The sequence below is a fragment of the Acetobacter sp. genome, assembly GCF_022483985.1.
Classification (GTDB): Bacteria; Pseudomonadota; Alphaproteobacteria; order Acetobacterales; family Acetobacteraceae; genus Acetobacter.
In genome coordinates this window covers 742,170-761,583 of sequence record NZ_JAKVME010000001.1, presented here as the reverse complement: position 1 = coordinate 761,583, position 19,414 = coordinate 742,170, and the positions used below count along the sequence as shown (strand labels likewise).

The window sequence follows — 19,414 nt, the reverse complement described above, 5'->3', positions numbered from 1 at the left end:
TGCAATCCGTCCAGCCCTCTGGATAGATTGCAGGTAAGTCAGCATACGGGACAGGTAGAAAAATCAGTAACAGGGCGGGTTTATACGCTCGTCCTGTCTTCAGCCGTTACACCAAGCTGCTTCAGCTTCCGGTGCAGGGCGCTGCGCTCCATTCCAACAAACCCCGCCGTTCTGCTGATGTTTCCGCCAAAGCGCAGAAGCTGGGCCTGTAGATACTGCGTTTCGAAAAGATCGCGCGCCTCGCGCAGCGGAAGACTCATGACATCCGCGTTCGAATCGAACTTCAGAAGCGCAGGGGCACCTTCGCTGATGGTCGAAGGCAGCATATCGGCCCGGATAGGATCATTGCCGGTCCCCGGCATCATGATCAGCAGGCGCTCCATCAGATTACGCAGCTCACGCGCATTGCCAGGCCAGTCATAGGCCTGTAGCGCCGCCATGGCGTCCACGCTCAGCTCCGGTACAGGGAGCCCTGCCGTCTCGGCTGCACGTCGCAGAAACAGGCGCGCCAGTTCGGGAATATCTTCCCTGCGTTCACGCAGACTCGGAATACGCAGCGGCACCACCGCAAGGCGGTAATAGAGATCCTCACGAAACCGCCCGTTTCCGATCTCGGCCTGAAGATCACGATTCGTGGATGAAATGACGCGGATATGCACCTTGATCCGTGTCGAACCGCCGATACGCTCGAAGCTCTGGTCCTGTAGCGCCCGCACGATCTTGCCCTGCGTCTCGATCGGCATGTCGGAGACTTCATCCAGCAGCAGCGTGCCGCCATGTGCACGCTCAAGCACGCCAATTCGTCTGGGAATGCCTTCGACGCCTTCCAGCCCGAACAGTTCTTCCTCAAAACGGCTCGGGGCGAGCGTCGCGCAGTTCAGGGCGATGAACGGTCCCTCCGCGCGCCGGGATCGCGCATGGATCATCCGGGCCGCGACTTCCTTGCCCGCCCCCGGCGCGCCGGTGATGAGCACGCGAGAGCCGGTCGGCGCGACCCGCTCAATCTGGGACCGCACGGCGGAGATGGCCACGCTCTCACCGAACAGCGTGCTCTCCGGTCCTGCGCGCAGACGCAGTTCCGCATTCTCACGCTCCAGACGGGACGCCTCGATGGCGCGTCTGACAATGACGAGAAGACGGTCGGACTGGAACGGTTTTTCGATGAAATCGTAGGCGCCGTGCTGGAGGGCCGCGACCGCTGTTTCGATCGTGCCATGACCCGAGATCATGACCACCGGCACGCTGGCGTCCTCGGCCTGCATGGTCTTGAGAATCTCAAGACCGTCCAGTTTCGAGCCCTGAAGCCAGATATCCTGAATCACAAGAGAGGGTCTGCGTGCTCTGAAAGCCGCCAGCGCAGAGTCGGAGTCTCCGGCAACACGAGTTTCATATCCTTCGTCATGAAGGATACCCTCGATCAGCATGCGGATATCCGGTTCGTCGTCGACGATCAGGACTTCATACGCCATGGTTCTCTTTCTGTGTTCCAGCCTTGAGTGGCAAAATCAGAGTAGCCTCAGTGCCTTCCGCATCCGGACGGTCCCTCAGCTCAATCGTTCCTTCATGGTCTTCCATGATTTTCTTGACAATGGCCAGCCCCAGCCCGGTCCCTTTCGGCTTGTGCGTGACGTAAGGTTCGGTCAGACGATCCCGATCCTCACGCGGCAGACCGATTCCATCATCCGTGACGACGATGTGCACCCTGCCATCCTGCTCTGTCACATCAAGACGGATCATGCCGATCGAACCTGTCACTTCCGAGGCAGATTCGTCTGTTTTTTCAGAATCCACATCAACCGTGCGCCCCGTCATGGCGATGGCGTCCGCCGCGTTCTGAAGCAGGTTCGTGAGTGTCTGGCCAATCTGCCTGCGATCACAGGAGAGCAGAGGCCCTCCACCCTGTAGCAGGTGAACGTCATAGCGGATTTCCGGATGCGCTCCCTGCTGTAGAATCAGCGCGTCCCGGATGATGCTGGACAGGTTTTCCTGCGCCATGCGCGGCTGCGGCATTCTTGCAAAGGCCGAGAATTCGTCCACCATCCGCCCGATATCGCCCACCTGACGAACAATTGTATCGGCGCACTGCTGAAACGTCTCCGGATCAGAAGTGATCTCGCGCAGAAAGCGGCGTTTCAGCCGTTCCGCGGCAAGCTGAATCGGCGTGAGCGGATTCTTGATCTCGTGCGCGATGCGCCGGGCGACATCCGCCCATGCCGCCTTGCGCTGGGCTGACTGGAGCGCCGTGATGTCGTCGAATGTGACGACATACCCCGCCACCACATTGTTCCGCATTTCCGCGGCGGCGCGCACGAACAGCACGCGGCGGCTGCCCGGCACGCCAATCTGCACTTCCTGCGTCTGGACGCGGCCATCGCCAGACTGGAGCGCGTTCAGCACGGGCTCGAACTCCGGTACGACCGTCACAAGAGAGTGCCCCACACACTCAGTCAGATCCTTGCCCAGAAGGTCGCAGGCCACACGGTTGGGCAGTTCGATATGCGCCAGCCCGTCCAGACCGATGACACCCGCCGAGACGCCCGAAAGCACGGCCTCGGTGAACCGTCGCCGTTCGTTGATCTGCTCGTAGGCGTCCATAAGCTGCGAACGCTGGCTCGCAAGCTCATCCGTCATGAGGTTGAAGGCATGCGAGAGACTGCGGATTTCGTCATCCCGTCCCTCTTCCGGCACACGCACGGACAGATCGCCCTCACTGACGCGGTGTGACGCATCCATGAGCAGTCCGAGAGGGCGCGCGATCTGCCGGGCCAGCGTCAGCCCCATCAGCGCGGCCGCCAGCATCACGAGCAGCGTCACCAATGCGAAGATGATCACGAAGATGATCTGAATCTTCGTGCGGTTATTGTCCAGCCGCTTGTAATCCGCCACAACCTTTTCAGTCTTGCGCATATGACCGAGGATTTCCGGATCGACCGGCCGCGTGATGACCAGCATCATCTCCGGCGTTTCACCGAGCGCCACGACGGCCCGCACGACCTTCTCATCGGGGCTGTCATAGATCGCCACGTCATTGGTGCGGGCCATCATGGTGGCCGCAGGCGGTGGCAGCGGCTGGTCATAGCCCGAGCGGCTGAGCAGGCCACCCGCCGCGATCACCTTGTTGGTGATCGGGTCATAGACCACGGCTTCCGTCAGACCACGGATGGTCGCCTGACTGTCCAGCATCTGACCCAGCGTTTCCGGATCATGCAGCAGGTCGGTGCCGTTGCTCTGAAGCTCGTTTTCCGCGCTGACCAGAAAGTTGGCAAGCGAGAAAGCTTCCGTGCGGATGTTGGCGTTATGCTCGGTCAGATAGCCACGCGACGCCTGCAGGGCTTCGTTCAGGGCTGTATTGACCCGGTCAGAAAACCAGATCTGGATGCCGTAATCGAAGAAGATCGTGGCGAAGATACCCACCACGATTGTAGGCGCGACGGCCACCAGTCCGAACAGCGCGACCAGACGGACATGCAGCCGGGCTCCCGCCGTTCCGTCGCGCTGACGCTCATTGATCAGACGTCTGACCCACAGGCCGCTTGTCACCGCCAGAAGCAGCAGCGTCGCACCACCAAGAATGAAGATGCCGTTCTGCAGGATCGGATGATGCGCCAGCGCCGCGCCGCCGGACAGCACCACGAACATCGCGAACACCAGCAGGAGCGCCAACGGGACCAGAGTGATGGTCACGCTCCGCATTTCCAGCGCGCGCCTCAGCATACGGGGCGGCCCGCCATGACGCCCATATCGGTTTTCTGTCGCATGATGTGTCAGACCGCCTCCCGACCGGAAGACCCTTTGGTCACGGGGATTTCAAGATCCTTGATACGTTTGCGCAGGGTGTTCCTGTTGACGCCCAGCATGGCGGCGGCCCGGATCTGGTTTCCCCGCGTCGCATCCAGCGTCAATCTGATGAGAGGGCGTTCGATCTCGGCGATCACCCGCTCATGCAAGGCTGTGGGCGGCACGCCGTTCTCTTCGGCAGCCGTGAAATATTTCCGCAGATGACGCTCGACGACGACGGAGAAAGGCTCTTCTTCCTCATCATGCGCCACCACGGACAGCGGACGCTGTCGGCTGGCTTCCGACAGTTCGGCCTCTATCACTGCGCCACTGATCACATCGTGCGGGTAAAGCACGGAAATCCGGCGCATCAGATTCTCAAGCTCACGCACATTCCCCGGCCAGCGCCAGGCCTGAAGACGCATGATCGCATCGTCGGTCAGGCTCCTGGGCGCCTGCCCTTCCTCATTGCACTGACTGAGAAAGTGCCTGGCCAGCAAGGGAATATCCTCAGTCCTCTCCCGCAGCGGGGGAATGCGGATCGGCACGACATTCAGACGATAAAACAGGTCTTCCCGGAACGAGCCGTCCCGTATGGCCTGATGCAGATCACGGTGCGTGGAGGCGATGATCCGCACATTTGACCGGATCGGCTGCCGCCCTCCTGCCGTCGTGAACTCGCCTTCCTGAAGAACCCGCAGCACCCGGGTCTGGGCTTCCGGCGACATGTCGCCGACTTCGTCAAGGAACAGGGTTCCACCCGCCGCCTGCTCGAAACGGCCCGAAGAGCGCGTCCCGGCGAGACCATTGGCGCTGCGCTCCTGTCCGAACAGTTCGGCTTCAATCTGCTCACGTGGGATGGCGGCGACATTCACGGCCACGAAGGGGCCGGTCCGCCGCTGTCCGTAATCATGGAGCGCCTTTGCGACCAGTTCCTTGCCTGTGCCGCTTTCACCCGTGATCATCACCGTCAGGTCGGACGTCGTGAGGCGGGCGATCATTCGGTAGATGTCCTGCATTGCCGCCGAGCGGCCTGTCAGCGGCATCGGCTCCTCTGCGGAAGAGGGCGCGGACTGGGACGCGGCTCCGGCGAGCATCTGTTGCGGCGTGCTCACGGCACGGTCAACGACTGACAGCAGTTCCGTCAGATCAAAGGGTTTCGGCAGATATTCGAAAGCCCCCCGCTGCGTCGCCTTGACGGCCGTGACCAGCGTGGACTGGGCGCTCATGACCAGAATACGCAGGTCCGGACGCGCCTTTCTGATCCGCGGCACGAGGTCCAGACCATTTTCATCCGGCATCATGACATCCGTGATGACCAGATTACCCTCGCCTTCCTCGATCCACTGCCACAGGGTCGCGGCGCTGGCTGTCGTGCGGACCTGATACCCGGCGCGGCCCAGAGCCTGACTGAGAACCGTCCGGATCGAGCGATCGTCGTCAGCAACCAGAATCGTGGGCAACGGCATGCGGGTCTTTTACCACCATCGATAAACTGCGCTCGATAATGAGCGGATTTTGCAGGAAAACAAGCGGCTCCCCTTTCAGGGTCGTCACGACATGCCGCCACCCTCGTCCCTGACCACAGGCAGATGAAGACTGACCTCCGTACAGCCGGGTCGACTTTCGACTTCGATGACTCCACCGTGATCGTTGATGATCTTGCCAGCAAGCGCCAGTCCTAGCCCAGAACCGGATGTCTTGGTGGTGAGGAACGGCTCGAACAAATGCGGACGAATGGCCTCGGCAATGCCCGGTCCCGTATCACGGACCGTCACCAGAAGCGGAAGATGACGCCTGCGGTCCGAACCCGGCACGGCGAGACGCAATCCCTGACGGTACGCGGTGATCAGCGTGATCTGTCCCGGCTCGCCCGTATCAAGAATGGCTTCCGCCGCATTCTTGATCAGGTTGAGCAGCACCTGAATCAGTTCGTCCCTGTTGCCCCAGACCGGGGGCAGCGAGGGATCATACTGCTCGACGATCGGAATCCCCTTCGCCACGCCGTTCTCGGCCAACGCCCGCACATGCTCCAGCACCCGATGAATATTGACCGGACGACGCCCTTCAGGATTTTCGCTGAACATTTCCATGCGGTCGACCAGCGCCCGGATACGGTCGGCCTCATCACGAATGAGGACAGCGAGTTCCCTGTCATTCTCGGCAACGGAGCTTTCCAGCAACTGCGCGGCGCCACGGATGCCCGACAGCGGATTCTTCACCTCATGCGCGAGGATCGCCGCCATGCCTGACACGCTCCGCGCCGCGGAGCGGAAGGCGAGCTGACGATCAAGAACCTTGGTCGAAGAGGCGTTCTGAATCAGCAGAAGCACCTGCCCGGGAAACTCGGCGACAGCAGCGCCCTGCACGGTCACCCCGTCATAATGAAAGCGAGGCGAACTGATCACCACCCCATGTTCGGTGACCGTATTGCCGGTCTGCCGCACCTGATGAAGCAGGATAAACAGGGGATGATCGGCAGGCAGCAGATCAGACAGCGTCTCCTGCCTGAGCAGGGAACGGGAGCGTGCGAAGAAGCTCTCCGCCTCGGAATTGACGAAGAGAATGTGGTCCTGCTGACCAACCAGAACGACCGGGGTGGGCAGAGTTTCGAGCAGGAGCGCCGCGTCCGGCACCCGATCTTCGCCGCCATCACGGCTGGCCGTGCCTGACGCTTTTCGCAGTGAGGAAGCAGCTCTACCCAAGGCGTTCTTCATGCCGCCTGAAGTGTGTCGGCCTCACTCCCCGCTTCCCCCGTATGATTGCCGTCGCCACGCGAGCGGTGCGGTGCACGGACAGCGCCTGCCGCGATCTGCCGGTCATAGAACGCGTTGATCGCGTCAATCACTTCGACGGCCGTATCCATGCGGTTTACGGAAGCCCGGAAGCCTGCCGACTCAGGCAGCCCCGCCGAGTACCAGGAGACGTGCTTGCGGGCGAGCCTCAGGCCGGGATGCTCACCGAAATGGCGCAGCATCGAATCATAGTGCTCCAGAACAACAGCGCGTTCCGTTTCAAGGTCAGGATCGGCCGGGGTTTCACCCGTGCGCAGCGCTTCCGCCACCTGCCCGAGGAACCACGGACGACCGTACGCGCCGCGTCCGATCATCACGCCATCGGCTCCCGAGAGGGCAAGCGCCTGCCGTGCGTCGTCAACCGTGACGATATCGCCGTTCACAATCACCGGCAGACGGACCGCTTCCTTCACCTTACGGACAAAGGCCCAGTCGGCGGAACCGTTATAGAACTGCTGCCGGGTCCGTCCATGCACCGTGATCATGCGGATGCCGCAGTCCTGCGCGATACGGGCGAGATTGGGCGCGTTCAGATGATCATGATCCCAGCCCATGCGCATCTTGAGCGTAACCGGCACATCGACCGCTTTCACCGTCGCTTCAAGCAGACGTCCCGCCGCGATTTCATCACGCATCAGGGCTGAACCCGCCATCTGACCGACAGCGACTTTCTTCACCGGGCAGCCAAAATTGATGTCGATGATGTCCGCGCCCTTGCCGACCGCAATGCGGGCCGCCTCGCCCATCGCATCAGGATCGCACCCGGCCAACTGGATCGAGTTTGGTCCGGCGGCATCGGCGACCTCGGCCATGCGGAGCGTCGCTTCGTTTTCCCGGACCATCGCCCAGGAGGCGATCATCTCCGAGACCACCAGACCCGCGCCAAAGCGGCGGGCGAGCCTGCGGAACGGCACATCCGTCACCCCCGCCATCGGTGCGAGAATGACGGGTGCATCCAGCACGACGCCACCAAGATCGATCGGTCCCGGACTCTGCGCCCCGGCCCTGTTTATTTCTGCCATACCCATGATGCCGCCAACCTAACTGTGTGGCTGCGTGAATTCAACAGAATCCCGGCACCGATAACACTGACCTCGACAGGAGGATCAGAACATCTTTCCCGACCTGCGGATTTCACTGCTCAATCGCATTGCTGATTCCGGCATCAGAAAAGCAGAGCACGTTTACTCAAGAGAGTCCTCTCATTATCTTTTCCAAATCATAAAACACATTGTTTATGGTTATTTTATCTTGCCCTGTATATTTTTTATTTGGTGTTATTGAATTTATGGAAACTTCGTTTTCGCCATTTATTTTGGCAATTTTATATTCTATGCAATTAAAAATTATATTTGGATCAATGCCACCTTTAACAGCCACTTCTCTTTGCTGCACATACAGGTTTGGACCAACAGAATTACTTGATTCCTTGGGCATCACATCTTGGCCATACCCGTTTTTTTCTGTTCTCCTTAACTCTTCCGGAATCTCAAAGGTCTCATGATCAGTGAACCTTATCTTTTCAGGTTCCCATATCGGCCGATCATCGGGAATAACAATAGTGTATATATACACAAGTGATTCCTGTTTTCCCGCACCGGGTCTTCTTGCAAATCCCAATACGCTTTGCCAGCTTCTGGTCGTGCTTATAAAAGGTCCATGCTCATTGAACTGGGCATAACGTCCCAGCCCCAGTCCAGAGTTGTGATCGTTGTAAAGCTGAAAACCCTCTTCGAAGATTTCACCTGGGGGCCTTCCATCAGCGCGATAAACCAGTTCTGCCATGACATCAGGCTCCGTGTGTGAATGTTTTCTTTAACCATATGTTAACACACGAAAATCTTACCGATCAACGTGATTTTGCAAACCCATATAAACTGCCTGCGTACATTCAACGCCAGATCAGGATTCAGTGGCGATATGTCTCGCCACCGCCGCGCCAGACACCCTATTCTCTGGAAGAGGAAAGGTACTTCATCGCGCCCTGCCCCTGCGTCCCACGGTCAAGTTCCGTCGCGCCAACCATGCTGAGCGTGCTTGTTTCTGTCCGCTCATTGAGCTTTGCAACGTCATCGAGGTTTCGCCTGACAATCGGATATTCTTCGACCAGCCGACGAAACCGGGCCGCCGGAATGGCGAGCATGTGGCCGAAACGAACCGTACGAACCGTTCCGGGCATCGGGCCATTCTCAATCGCTTCACGTGCGCCGATGATATCGCCCGCGCCATAATCGACATCACGTTCGCTGACATGCATTTCCGCACGCCCTGCGCTCACAAAAAACACTGTATGCGCCTTGCGTCCCCGTTTCAGCAGGGTTTCACCGACCGAGGGAAAACGGAGAGAGGCCGTCTGTGCGAGGTCATGCAGGGCCACGGCGGGCAACCCCTTGAAGATCATCGCGCCGCGCAGACGCGTCTCGATGTTGTTGCGGAGGTTGAAGGTCATCCGCCGGTCGAGGCGCACGCGCCGCCGGTCCACATCCTTCTGGAGTTCCCGCGACAGTTCATCGCTGATCAGCGATTCCGCATGAAGCGTATCAATTTCCTGCGCTTCCAGACGAATGACGATCTGCCTGAAAATGCGGGTCTCTAGCGCTTCGGAATAGCCGGGATAATGCAGGCGCAGGGCCAGCAGCGCCTCGTCCAGCATCTTGCGTTGACGCGAAAGGGTTTCCGCCACGATCTCACTGACACGCGTGCCGAGCGTGGGCTCCATCATGTCTCTCAGGAAACGGGCCAGCGCCAGAGAAACCAGATGGCTGACCATCAGCATCTCGAACCGTTCGGCCATCGCCGCCATGAGCGGCTTGTCATAATGGAACCTGTTGTGAATGGCCTGCGCCATCCGGAACCGGACTGAAGGTTTGAGACGTCTCCGAAGCGCCTTCACATAACCAAAACGCCCCTCCAGCCGGGCTCCATCCGCCATGGAGTCCGAAGTCCGGAGCAGCGTTTCCATCACGCGACGCGACAGGCCCTGAATACGGAACAGGTCAAGCAGGATGGACCGCTCCTGATTGGCGACCGTAATCAGGGCCAGCGTAACCCGCTGGCGATCGCCGAGCGCCGTATCGAACGTGTTGGCTGACCGCTCCTCATGGCTGCGAACCTCCAGCGCGTCGATCACCGATCGGGTGGCGTCCGTCGAGAAACCCAGCTCTTCGCCGGTTTCCTTCGCCCGTTCCGCCACCTTTTCGAGAGAGATGCTCAGCACCTGATGCCGCAAGGCCTGATCCATCGGCGACAACTGATCAAGCTTGAGAAACAGGACGACAGATTTGAGCGTCGTTCCATTGACCAGAAGCGTAATCAACACGAAGCCGGTGGCAATGATACCGATGAAGTGCGCGACGGGCGTCGAAACCTGCGGGTTTTCCGTAACAGCCAGCGCCAGCGCCAGAGTGATGGCCCCACGCAGGCCACCCCACACCATTGTCACCTTGAAAGGCGTCGGAACCGGCGGCGCCAGACGCGTCCATGCCAGCACGGGCAACAGGCCGAACACCACAGCGCCACGGGCGACCAGTCCTGCGGCACTCGCGATGAGAATCAGCACGACGTCCCAGCGGGTCATGCCGACCAGCAAGCGCGGAATCAGCATCGAGGCGAGCACAAACACGAGCGACCCGGCCCAGAACACAAGCTGCTGCCAGAGTTCGTTGAGGAACTGCCAGGTCTGCGGGCGGAAGGTCGAAGGCCCATAGACCGAAAGCGTCAGACCGGCGGCGGCTGTGGCAACCACGCCGGATACGCCAATCACTTCGTCGCACAGAATATAGACGATGTAAGGCAGGGCGACCGTCATCGTCGTCTCTGCCGCCGGCGCGTTGCCGAGCGCGGTGATGATATAGAGCATCATTCGTGCTCCGATGACGCCGATGGCGATCGCGCCGGAGAACGAAATAACGAACGATAAAGCCGCACTACCGATATGAATCGACTGATGCGACGTAACAGCCGCCAGCAGAACCGCGAAAATGGCGATGGCGGCGGCGTCGTTGAGAAGCGCCTCGCCTTCCACCAGACGGGTCAGACGGGATGACGCGCCGATATCCCGGAAAATCCCCGCGACCGCGGACGGGTCGGTGGTCGCCACGATTGAGCCGAGCAGCAGGCAGACGATGAGCGGCATCTGGGCGAACGGAAACAGGGCGAACCCGATGGTCGCAGTGGAGACGAGCACCGCGACGACAGCCAGAAGCAGAACCGTCGCCGCCTCGTCCGCCAGTCGCCTGACATCAATGACGAGCGCGCCCTGAAAGACCAGAACAGGCAGGAAGACCAGCAGGAAGACCTCACTGCTGACGGGAAAATCGAGGAAGGTTTCAGCCACCCCGTTCAGGGCGGTTCCCGCGACGCTGGGGATTTTACCGGTATAGGTGCTGCGGATGATCAGATCCGCGCCACCACCAATGATGATTCCGACAAGAGCCAGAAGCACGGTTTCTGACACTTCGAAGCGCCGGGCGACAGGCTGCACCGCACTCACAACAACCAACAGCAGCGCAATTGCCAGCAAAACTGCCGCCAGGCCCGTCACTTCCATCAAATTCCCCTTCAGCGCGGCGGTCGCGCGCCGGTTCTCAATCCTGTCTCAGCAGACATACCTCAGAACGGTCTTCCGTGCCGGGAGCATGTCCTTATTGCGGAACATTTCGGGCAACCATATGGCGCGCCACCCCAAAACCATAAAATATCCCGGAAAGACCCCGGGATGTTGCGGCCCCTGACAGCGCATCCTCGTGACCACCCCAAACAGCCGGAACCCATACCCGCTGCATGCCCTATCACAGATAATGTATCAGCGGGTGGAGGCGGCAGAAATCTTCTTGCCGGACGGCAAACCCGATGCAGTCGGCACACAGGCCGGGAGCGGCTGTGGCGTCTGAACCGCGACAGGCGCGGCCATCGGCGCAACCACGAGCACTGACCCCGTTTTTACCGCAGCCGGTGCAACGGGAGCGGCTGCGGCCTCATGCCCGACCGCCCCGGACGCAACGACAGCAGACCCGCCCGTCGCAATATTGACCGGCTTTGCTGACGGCACAGGTTGGCCGGGGTAGTAGACAGGCCCCTTGTAAGCGCCGCCAATCTGGGAAGCATTCAGGAGATCGACCTTGTCGTCGCCATTGGCGTCACCAGCCAGAGCTGTCTTTCCGGGGGGAGTGACCGGCACATTATTCCCGATCATGACAGGCTGGGCGCGGGGAACAGGATGGCCCGCATAATAGACCGGCCCCTTGTAAGTCGCGCTAACCTGCGCGTCATTGAGCCGGTCAATTTCAGCATCACCCGCAGCGTCACTTTCAACCGCGCCATTCTGTCCCAGCTTCACCGGCTGGGCCTGAGGCACAGGCTGCCCCGGGTAGTAGACAGGCCCCCGATAGGAGGAAGCAAGCTGGGCGTCGTTCAACCGATCAACCGCGGCATCGTCAGCCTCGCTTTTCATTGCGGAAGCGCTGGCCTTTACATGAGAAACTTTCGACGATGGATGCTGAGGCGACTGCTGCGCCTTTACGGACCCTGACAGCACAGACCCGACCGAGGCACATCCCAAGAACAGCAGGGCCAGTCCCGTATTTTTCCGCATAGTTTCCGCTCTCTCTTCCCGTATCGTCCGAACACCGGTCATGCCGCATACAATCGTTTACGGCACGCTTCATGGACCGATCGTTCTTTCCACCACGGGAAGCAACCGGCCTGAAAACCTGAAAACAGGCCAGACCGAAAACTTCGGCTGGCCTGCCTCCACATCATTACACCTTAACCGGTTCCGGTTAGTGCGTAGACGCGCCCGTCGCGTTGCTGATGCCCTGCTGGGCGGCGCTGGCGCCACGGGACACGTCATGCCCCACCGCACTCACATCCTTGCCCGCGCCGTGAACGGTGTTACACGCCGCAAGGCTCAGCATGAAAGCCGCCGCTCCCGCAAAACGGGCGATGCGACCACCTGTTGTTTTGACCTTGATCATTGTGACACTTGGCATTCTGTTTCAGCTCCCAGATAGAGTGATCTCCTGAGAACGCCTGTTGTTACGGAAGGTTGCGCGACTCTACTCTTCATAAGTGAACAAACAATGAGACGCTGCCAGCGCCACGCCGCCAGCACTGTGCGTCACGGCACGGTCGGTCATGGCCGGTTACCGTGATGCAGGCATGGAGATGCAACATCCGATAACGAGTGGATTGCAGAAAAATTCATGATCTGGCTTCTTTATGGTGTCGCCCACAGAGAACAGGCAGAAAATCCAGAATGTCAGCGTCAGGTGATGACAGCACCAATACTGTCGGTCCATCTTCGTTCAGGCCGGAACCTTCCCCAGCCGGAAACGCTGGGAAGACCTCCTCTCCGCAGACGGCCCATCTTACACCGGCGGCGGAAGCAGCGCGTCAGAAACGCCTTGCGGATGAGGCCGAGGCCTTGCGCGCCAACCTCAGGCGGCGTAAGGCGCAGGCACGTGCGCGGACCGCGATGGAAACATCACCAGACCGCCAGGATTTACCAGAAAGCGGCGATGCCTCGTGCGCTTCCCCCACCCTTCCGGAGACACCCTGATGCCGATCATGCCTGACACCTGGATCCGAGACCGGGCGCTCAATGCCGGCATGATCGAGCCTTTCGTGGAAAACCAGAAGCGTGAGGGCGTTATCTCCTACGGCCTGTCTTCCTATGGTTATGACGCCCGCGTCGCGGACGACTTCAAGATTTTCACCGATGTAAACAACGCCATCGTCGATCCGAAATCCTTCAGCGAGGAAAGCTTCGTCTCGCGCAAGGCCGATGTCTGCATCATCCCGCCGAACAGCTTCGTTCTGGCGCATACAATCGAGTATTTCCGCATTCCGCGCGATACACTGGTGGTCTGCCTTGGCAAATCCACTTACGCCCGCTGCGGCATCATCGTGAACGTCACACCGCTGGAGCCTGAATGGGAGGGACAGGTGACGATCGAAATCAGCAACACCACTCCGCTGCCCGCCCGGATCTATGCGAACGAAGGCATCTGCCAGTTCCTGTTCTTTCAGGGCGCGTCTCCCTGCGAGACCAGCTATGCCGACCGTGCGGGAAAATACATGCACCAGCGCGGCGTCGCGACACCGAGGCTCTGAGATATGGATCGTTTCATCATCCGGGGCGGAAGACCCCTTCGTGGCGAGATCACCATCGGTGGCGCAAAGAACGCCGGCCTGAAACTCATGGTCGCCGGTCTTCTGACGGCCGAGCGTCTGGTTCTGACCAATGTGCCGCGCATTGCCGACATCGCCACCATGCGTGACCTGCTGGTCCAGCATGGCGTCGCCGTTGAAGACGTCAGGGGCGATGGCTCGTCCTATTCCATCGGCGGCGAGATCACGAACACGGAAGCACCCTACGACATCGTGTCGAAGATGCGCGCCTCCATACTCGTGCTCGGCCCATTGCTTGCCCGCTGTGGCAAGGCCCGTGTCTCGCTCCCCGGCGGTTGCGCCATCGGCACCCGTCCGGTGGACATGCATCTCAAGGGTCTGGAGACGCTTGGCGCGGAAACCCGGCTTGAGGGCGGTTATATCAACGCCACGGCTCCGAACGGCCTTGTCGGCGACCGGGTCATCCTGCCGTTCGCCTCGGTCGGCGCGACTGAAAACCTGCTGATGGCCGCGACGCTGGCCAAGGGACGCACTGAAATCGTCAATGCGGCCCGTGAGCCGGAAATCGGCGATCTGGTCGCCTGCCTCAACGCAATGGGCGCGAAGATTACCGGTTCGGGCAGCGGCACGCTCATTATTGAAGGTGTGGACGCCCTGCATGGCGCGGAACACAGCATCATGCCGGACCGTATCGAATGCGGCACCTACGCCTGCGCCGCCGCCATCACCGGCGGTGACCTGAAACTGCTCGGCGGACGCGTGGACGATCTCGGCGCGGTTGTCCGGGCGCTGGAAGAAACCGGCGTCGAGGTGACGCAGGAAAGCTACGGCATGCGGGTGCGGCGCACCGGTGCGCTGCGTGGCATCGACATCATGACCGAGCCCTATCCCGGTTTCCCGACGGACATGCAGGCCCAGTTCATGGCGATGCTGGCGGTCGCCGAAGGTGCGTCGATGATCACCGAGACGATCTTCGAGAACCGCTTCATGCATGTGCCGGAGCTCAACCGGATGGGCGCGCGCATCAACGTGCACGGTTCGTCCGCAATCATCCGCGGCGTGCATGCGCTCTCCGGTGCGCCGGTCATGGCGACGGACCTGCGGGCCTCGTTCTCGCTGATCCTCGCCGGTCTCGCGGCGCATGGCGAGACGACGCTGAGCCGGGTCTATCATCTGGATCGCGGCTATGAAGCGGTTGAGAAGAAGCTGGCGGCCTGTGGCGCGAACATCGAACGCGTGAAAGGCTGATAAGCGCTGAGGCAGGCGGAAGGAGACGCTGATGACTGAAGCCGATTTTCGTCGGTTCGTTGATCCGGAGTTGCGTCCCCTTCTTGACCGCCTTGGTCCACCATCACTGGATCTCGCATCCCTGCCTGAAGCCCGGGCAAAGCGGCAGCCTCCTCCGGGCATGAAGGATACTCTTCCAGTCCTGACAGCCGCGCGACTGATCCCCGGAATGCCGGATGATCCGGATGTGCGCGTGCTGGTGGTTGAACCCGCAGCGGCTTCCGATACGCCCCGTCCCGCCATGCTGCATATTCACGGCGGCGGTTTCGTCATGGGCACGCCTGACGCCATGAGCCCGATGCTCCGCCGCTGGGCGCTGGAACTGGACTGCGTCATCGTCTCGGTGGAGTACCGTCTTGCCCCCGAGCACCCTTTTCCCGCGCCGCTGGAAGACTGTTACGCAGCCCTGATCTGGATGGCTGAAAATGCCGCTTTTCTTCGTATTGACCCGACCCGGATTGGCGTAGCCGGCGAGAGCGCCGGGGGCGGACTGGCCGCAGGTCTCGCCCTGCTCTGCCGACAGCGTGGCGGCCCGGCGCTCGCGTTCCAGAATCTGCAATATCCCATGCTGGATGATCGCACCGTCCTCGCGAAACCCACTATTCCCGGGGGTGGCGCTTTTCTCTGGACACCTGAGATGAATGTGGTCGGCTGGGAATGCTATCTCGGGATCAGGCCCGGCGGCGAAGGCATTTCTCCGTTCGCCGCGCCTGCCCGTGCTGCATCGCTTGAGAGTCTGCCTCCCGCCTATATCGGCGTCGGTTCGATCGACCTCTTCCTGCGTGAAGACCTCGACTATGCGACACGCCTCATGCAGGCGGGTGTTTCTGTCGAACTGGAAGTCTTTCCCGGTGCTTTCCACGCATTCGAACTGGAACCACGTGCGGGTGTCTCGATCCGCTCATCCACAAGGCGACTGGACGCCATGCGGCGGGCGATGCGGCTGCATCGCCCGGACTGACGATCAACGCTCCCGGCAAGACTTGACCTTCCCGCTGATGCGTAACAGGCTGTTACAATTACTGTCTGGCACGGAACGTCTCATGCGCTCGTCTTTTCTTCGTCGTGGCATTCACTTCACTCTGGCTGCTTTCCTGCTGGCTGCGACATCGGCAATTCCTCAGGCGCGGGCACAATCCGGAAGAGTTTTCGGTTTTGACAAAGACCTGATCCATCAGGACCCCGATGGCTCTTTCTATCTCTCCGATGTCGATCGCCTCAGAGTCCTTGAGATAATGGAAGAGGCAGATGTTCTCAGTCTGGGGAAAATTCTTCAGCAGTTGAAGCAGAGCACAACCGATACTCCGCTCACGAAAGTGTTTGAAGCGCGGCTTGCCCGGGCTGCTCTCATGCGCATCTCGGGAGATTTCAAGGGTTCAAACGAAGAGCTGGACAAGCTGACAGCCGCTCTCGGCATGATAAAGGGCGCGCAGGGCCTGATCACGCCGCTTGGTCTGATCGTCGCGATCATGCGCACGGGCAATCTCTATCTCGACGGCGATATCCACGCATGGGCTGTCGCGCTGGATGACATGCACAGGCAGTATTTCGAACCGGTCCGGGCTTCTTACCATATGCCGGACCTTGCATTCCGGAACATGTCCCAGCTTGAACTCGCGGTCGCACCGGATTCCATACCGGAGCAGAGCGTGGAACTGTCTGCCGAGGAGACCATCCCCTTCTGGCAAAGCACGAGGATGCTTAACGGCCGTCAGCAGATTGACACAAAAGGGCGCGTCACGGCTGATGGAGAGAAGACGGACGCCGTGTTCGATACGGCAGCTATCGAAATGGCCGTTTCCGTCAGCTTTGCCAGAAGGCACAATCTGCGCACCATCGCGAAAACCGAACAGCTCCGCGACAGTGAAAACCGGTCTCCATTCGCAACGACGGACTATGTGATGGTTCCGTCACTGCACATTGGAGACACAGTCTTCCACAACCAGATCGCGTCCATCAGCCGGTCCAACACGCCTGTCATCATCGGTCTTCAGCAACTGCTGAAGCTTCCCAACGTGACGTTCAGCAAAACCGGCATGACGTTCGGGTTCGCAAGGTCCCTCAATTGCCATGGTCCCATGGTGATTGCCGCCCTGAGAAGCGGGCAGCAGGCGTGGCTTCTGGGAATTGTTACGCTGAATGGCAGTCAGGATTTCGCCATCATGAACACTGGCAACAATGCGACCGAAATCATGACCATCAATACGCCGTCCCTGACGCCATCGCTCCGGAAGCACGCCTACAGTGAGGACTCCGAGACGATCGCCGGTCCGGGACAGCAGTTTGTCGCCGTCGAGAACACCTCTATTGCGTTTGGTTCACAGCAGATCATGGCGCCGGTTGGCTACAGACAGACCAGATCGAAACGCCGTTCCGAGCTGACGACGGCGCTCCTGAATTACGGCAATATCGAGTTCGACAGAAACCATAAGACTTTCTGCATCGACCTTCAGACGACGGCCCCCTGAAACATTCCTTTTCCGGAGGGAAATTCAGGACAAGGAAACACTGACAGGCCGGAAAAGCCTATCAGCGCCGGACACCGTCAGCCTCAGTCCGTCGTATTTTTATGCTTCTTCTGAAACCGCTCGATTTCGCCGCGCAGATTTCCGATCGGCGCGGCGTTGATCGTGTCCTGGTAGGTGTTGCCGTCCCACACCCAGCGATCCGAACCATCCACGAGCAGATCATACATGCCAAGATGACTGGTCGGCAGCACGGAAATCTGTCCGCTTACGGAGTCCAGAATCTTCACCCAATCCTGGTCTTTGTGCAGATAGACATCGGTCGAACATCCCGCCGACCCGCATAAAGCGGCAGACTGAAGCTCGATAAACAGCGCAACATCACCCTTTTTGGTCGAGAGCGGCGCCGAACCGATCAGCACAAGCGGCTCTTCCTTGTGGCGACGCGATGTCGCGATATCCTCGGCTGCCAGTTTACGCGCCTGCTTGTCGAGTTCCGTTCCCGGCTGCTGGGACAGGATGACCGGGTTGCCTTTGGAAGAAGAACTCGTCGTTTTCGGGGCCGCCCGGTGCCGCGTATGCGACGAGGCATGATGGGTCTGTGTGCTGGTGGCCTGCGCATGAGCCGATGAAAGCGCCAGAGACAGACAGGCCCCCAGCATAGCGGCTGACCGTTGGCCACGAAGACGCTGCTGGACAGATGCAGCCGTCCCGGTGAAGCGCTTTACCGATGGCGACAGGGAAAATACATGCAAGACTGAAAAACTCCCTCTGACGATCATGCCCCAGCGGCCATGACGAAGACACATCAACCGATTATTCCTGCCACCATACCGTAATTCCCTGAAGGAGCGAGACGATCTTGCAGGACATTCCCTTCCCCATTCAGCCGGGCCTTTACCGACATTACAAGGGCGGACTTTATACAGTCCTTCACACGGCACGTCACAGTGAAACGGAAGAGTGGCTGGTCATCTACCGAAGTGAGGCTCACGGCTCGCTCTGGGCGCGCCCGCTCTCCATGTGGACGGAACTTGTCGATGGACGGCCCCGCTTCACCTTTCTGGAACCCGATGAAAGCAGTGGATCAGGAAACAGTTTTTCAGGTTGAAACAGCCGCCTGCCTGATCCCCGCCCCGAAGGGACCGGGCGCGGCTCTTTCCGGATACAGGGACAGAACCCTGCCTGAGCGCCTATCTGCAAAACGCATGAGCGCCATAAAAAAAATCCTCTCCAACCTGTGCTGGAGAGGATCTGTTCTGCCCGAACTGTCCGAAGATCAGATCAGTGACTTGGCGCGGGCCAGTACTGCCGAGCAGACATTGCCCTGAGCAGGCGTCTCCAGAGAGGTGATCGTGGAACGGTTGCCGTTGATCAGGAATTCGCCTGACGAACCGATCGCGTAGTCCATGTTGCCATTCTGGTCCATGGGAACGGCGTTCGTCTTGGCATTGATGGCAGCCTGAAGCGAGTCACCGTCATCATGGGAGACCTGATTGGTTTCCACACAGTAATTCAGCAGGCCTGCGACATTGGCAGGAGAGACGGAAGCGACATCTGCCACAGACGCAACCGCCGTAGGCGCCTTGCCATAAACAGCAGGCAGTTCAGCGGCGTGGGCTGACAGCGCAAAGGACGCGGCGCCCGCGACAAAGGACGTCGCGGCAAGGGCGCGAAGGTAAAAACGGGTCATCGAAAGCTCCTGTTGCTTTCCCGTATGTTGCTTCAATGCAATCTTCCGCGCAACACATGCAAGCGGCATAGGCCCATGTCTCAGGGGGGGGACAGGCGTTCACAATGTCGGGAGGTTTGTGAAACCCTCTTCAGAAAGAGAGTTCTGGAGCGGGTGAAGGGAATCGAACCCTCGTATGCAGCTTGGGAAGCTGCCGTTCTACCATTGAACTACACCCGCATTCCGCTTGGTCTATAATCCGCTCCATCGGGGATGGCAATCACCGC

The 19,414-nt window shown here is 59.8% G+C and carries 17 protein-coding genes and 1 tRNA gene; 6 read left to right on the top strand and 12 right to left on the bottom strand.

Translation table 11 applies throughout. From position 1 onward, the window contains the following. Positions 1 to 80: 80 nt before the first annotated feature. The 9 genes from ntrX to LKE90_RS03260 form a co-directional block, all read right to left on the bottom strand. Positions 81 to 1,469, bottom strand: coding sequence for a nitrogen assimilation response regulator NtrX (ntrX, locus tag LKE90_RS03300; protein WP_291490854.1), 1,389 nt, complete (start codon positions 1,467 to 1,469; stop codon positions 81 to 83). Then, complete coding sequence (locus LKE90_RS03295) at positions 1,459 to 3,714, bottom strand: sensor histidine kinase NtrY-like (RefSeq protein WP_291490853.1); 2,256 nt, start codon at positions 3,712 to 3,714, stop codon at positions 1,459 to 1,461. The genes ntrX and LKE90_RS03295 overlap by 11 nt, the downstream gene beginning before the upstream one ends. Before the next feature lie 50 nt (positions 3,715 to 3,764). Beyond that, entirely contained in the window at positions 3,765 to 5,246 is a 1,482-nt protein-coding gene (gene ntrC, locus LKE90_RS03290; protein ID WP_291490851.1) for a nitrogen regulation protein NR(I), read from the bottom strand. Positions 5,247 to 5,330: 84 nt separating this feature from the next. Then, on the bottom strand, positions 5,331 to 6,494 hold the full coding sequence (locus LKE90_RS03285; protein ID WP_291490850.1) for a two-component system sensor histidine kinase NtrB: 1,164 nt from the start codon (positions 6,492 to 6,494) through the stop codon (positions 5,331 to 5,333). Next, entirely contained in the window at positions 6,491 to 7,600 is a 1,110-nt protein-coding gene (dusB, locus tag LKE90_RS03280; protein ID WP_407066026.1) for a tRNA dihydrouridine synthase DusB, read from the bottom strand. The genes LKE90_RS03285 and dusB overlap by 4 nt, the downstream gene beginning before the upstream one ends. A 160-nt stretch (positions 7,601 to 7,760) precedes the next feature. Then, positions 7,761 to 8,357, bottom strand: a complete 597-nt coding sequence (locus LKE90_RS03275) for a scabin-related ADP-ribosyltransferase (RefSeq protein ID WP_291490848.1) — start codon at positions 8,355 to 8,357, stop codon at positions 7,761 to 7,763. 163 nt (positions 8,358 to 8,520) lie between these two features. Then, complete coding sequence (locus LKE90_RS03270; protein ID WP_291490847.1) at positions 8,521 to 11,121, bottom strand: cation:proton antiporter; 2,601 nt, start codon at positions 11,119 to 11,121, stop codon at positions 8,521 to 8,523. A 255-nt stretch (positions 11,122 to 11,376) separates the two neighbouring features. Beyond that, positions 11,377 to 12,165 (bottom strand): hypothetical protein, encoded by a 789-nt coding sequence (locus LKE90_RS03265; protein ID WP_291490846.1) that lies wholly within the window; start codon positions 12,163 to 12,165, stop codon positions 11,377 to 11,379. A 187-nt stretch (positions 12,166 to 12,352) separates the two neighbouring features. Next, a complete protein-coding gene (locus LKE90_RS03260; protein ID WP_291490845.1) occupies positions 12,353 to 12,562 on the bottom strand; it encodes an entericidin A/B family lipoprotein in 210 nt (69 codons plus the stop codon). Positions 12,563 to 12,828: 266 nt separating this feature from the next. Between LKE90_RS03260 and LKE90_RS03255 the strand changes: the two genes are divergently transcribed. The 5 genes from LKE90_RS03255 to LKE90_RS03235 all read left to right on the top strand — a co-directional run bounded on the left by LKE90_RS03255 (position 12,829) and on the right by LKE90_RS03235 (position 17,458). Further along, a complete protein-coding gene (locus LKE90_RS03255) occupies positions 12,829 to 13,131 on the top strand; it encodes a hypothetical protein (protein ID WP_291490843.1) in 303 nt (100 codons plus the stop codon). Then, positions 13,131 to 13,685: a dCTP deaminase gene (gene dcd, locus LKE90_RS03250; RefSeq protein ID WP_291490842.1), complete on the top strand. Its 555-nt coding sequence runs from the start codon at positions 13,131 to 13,133 to the stop codon at positions 13,683 to 13,685. Before LKE90_RS03255 ends, dcd begins: the two co-directional genes overlap by 1 nt. A 3-nt stretch (positions 13,686 to 13,688) precedes the next feature. Beyond that, positions 13,689 to 14,951 (top strand): UDP-N-acetylglucosamine 1-carboxyvinyltransferase, encoded by a 1,263-nt coding sequence (gene murA, locus LKE90_RS03245; RefSeq protein ID WP_291490841.1) that lies wholly within the window; start codon positions 13,689 to 13,691, stop codon positions 14,949 to 14,951. Between the two features lie 31 nt (positions 14,952 to 14,982). Further along, positions 14,983 to 15,951 carry an alpha/beta hydrolase gene (locus tag LKE90_RS03240; protein ID WP_291490840.1) on the top strand — a complete coding sequence of 323 codons (969 nt, stop codon included), beginning with the start codon at positions 14,983 to 14,985 and terminating at the stop codon, positions 15,949 to 15,951. A gap of 82 nt (positions 15,952 to 16,033) precedes the next feature. Next, entirely contained in the window at positions 16,034 to 17,458 is a 1,425-nt protein-coding gene (locus LKE90_RS03235; protein WP_291490839.1) for an aspartyl protease family protein, read from the top strand. 83 nt (positions 17,459 to 17,541) lie between these two features. Here LKE90_RS03235 and LKE90_RS03230 read toward each other — a convergent pair whose 3' ends face one another. Further along, the gene (locus LKE90_RS03230; RefSeq protein ID WP_291490838.1) at positions 17,542 to 18,264 is read right to left on the bottom strand and encodes a hypothetical protein; all 723 of its coding nucleotides are present in this window, start codon (positions 18,262 to 18,264) and stop codon (positions 17,542 to 17,544) included. A gap of 53 nt (positions 18,265 to 18,317) precedes the next feature. Here LKE90_RS03230 and LKE90_RS03225 point away from each other — a divergent pair, with 53 nt between their 5' ends. After that, complete coding sequence (locus LKE90_RS03225) at positions 18,318 to 18,566, top strand: DUF1653 domain-containing protein (protein WP_291490836.1); 249 nt, start codon at positions 18,318 to 18,320, stop codon at positions 18,564 to 18,566. A 168-nt stretch (positions 18,567 to 18,734) separates the two neighbouring features. On the opposite strand, the gene LKE90_RS03220 is transcribed toward LKE90_RS03225, so the two are convergent. Continuing rightward, complete coding sequence (locus tag LKE90_RS03220; protein ID WP_291490835.1) at positions 18,735 to 19,148, bottom strand: alcohol dehydrogenase; 414 nt, start codon at positions 19,146 to 19,148, stop codon at positions 18,735 to 18,737. A 145-nt stretch (positions 19,149 to 19,293) separates the two neighbouring features. Then, positions 19,294 to 19,367 (bottom strand) — tRNA-Gly (locus LKE90_RS03215). Between the last annotated feature and the right edge of the window lie 47 nt (positions 19,368 to 19,414).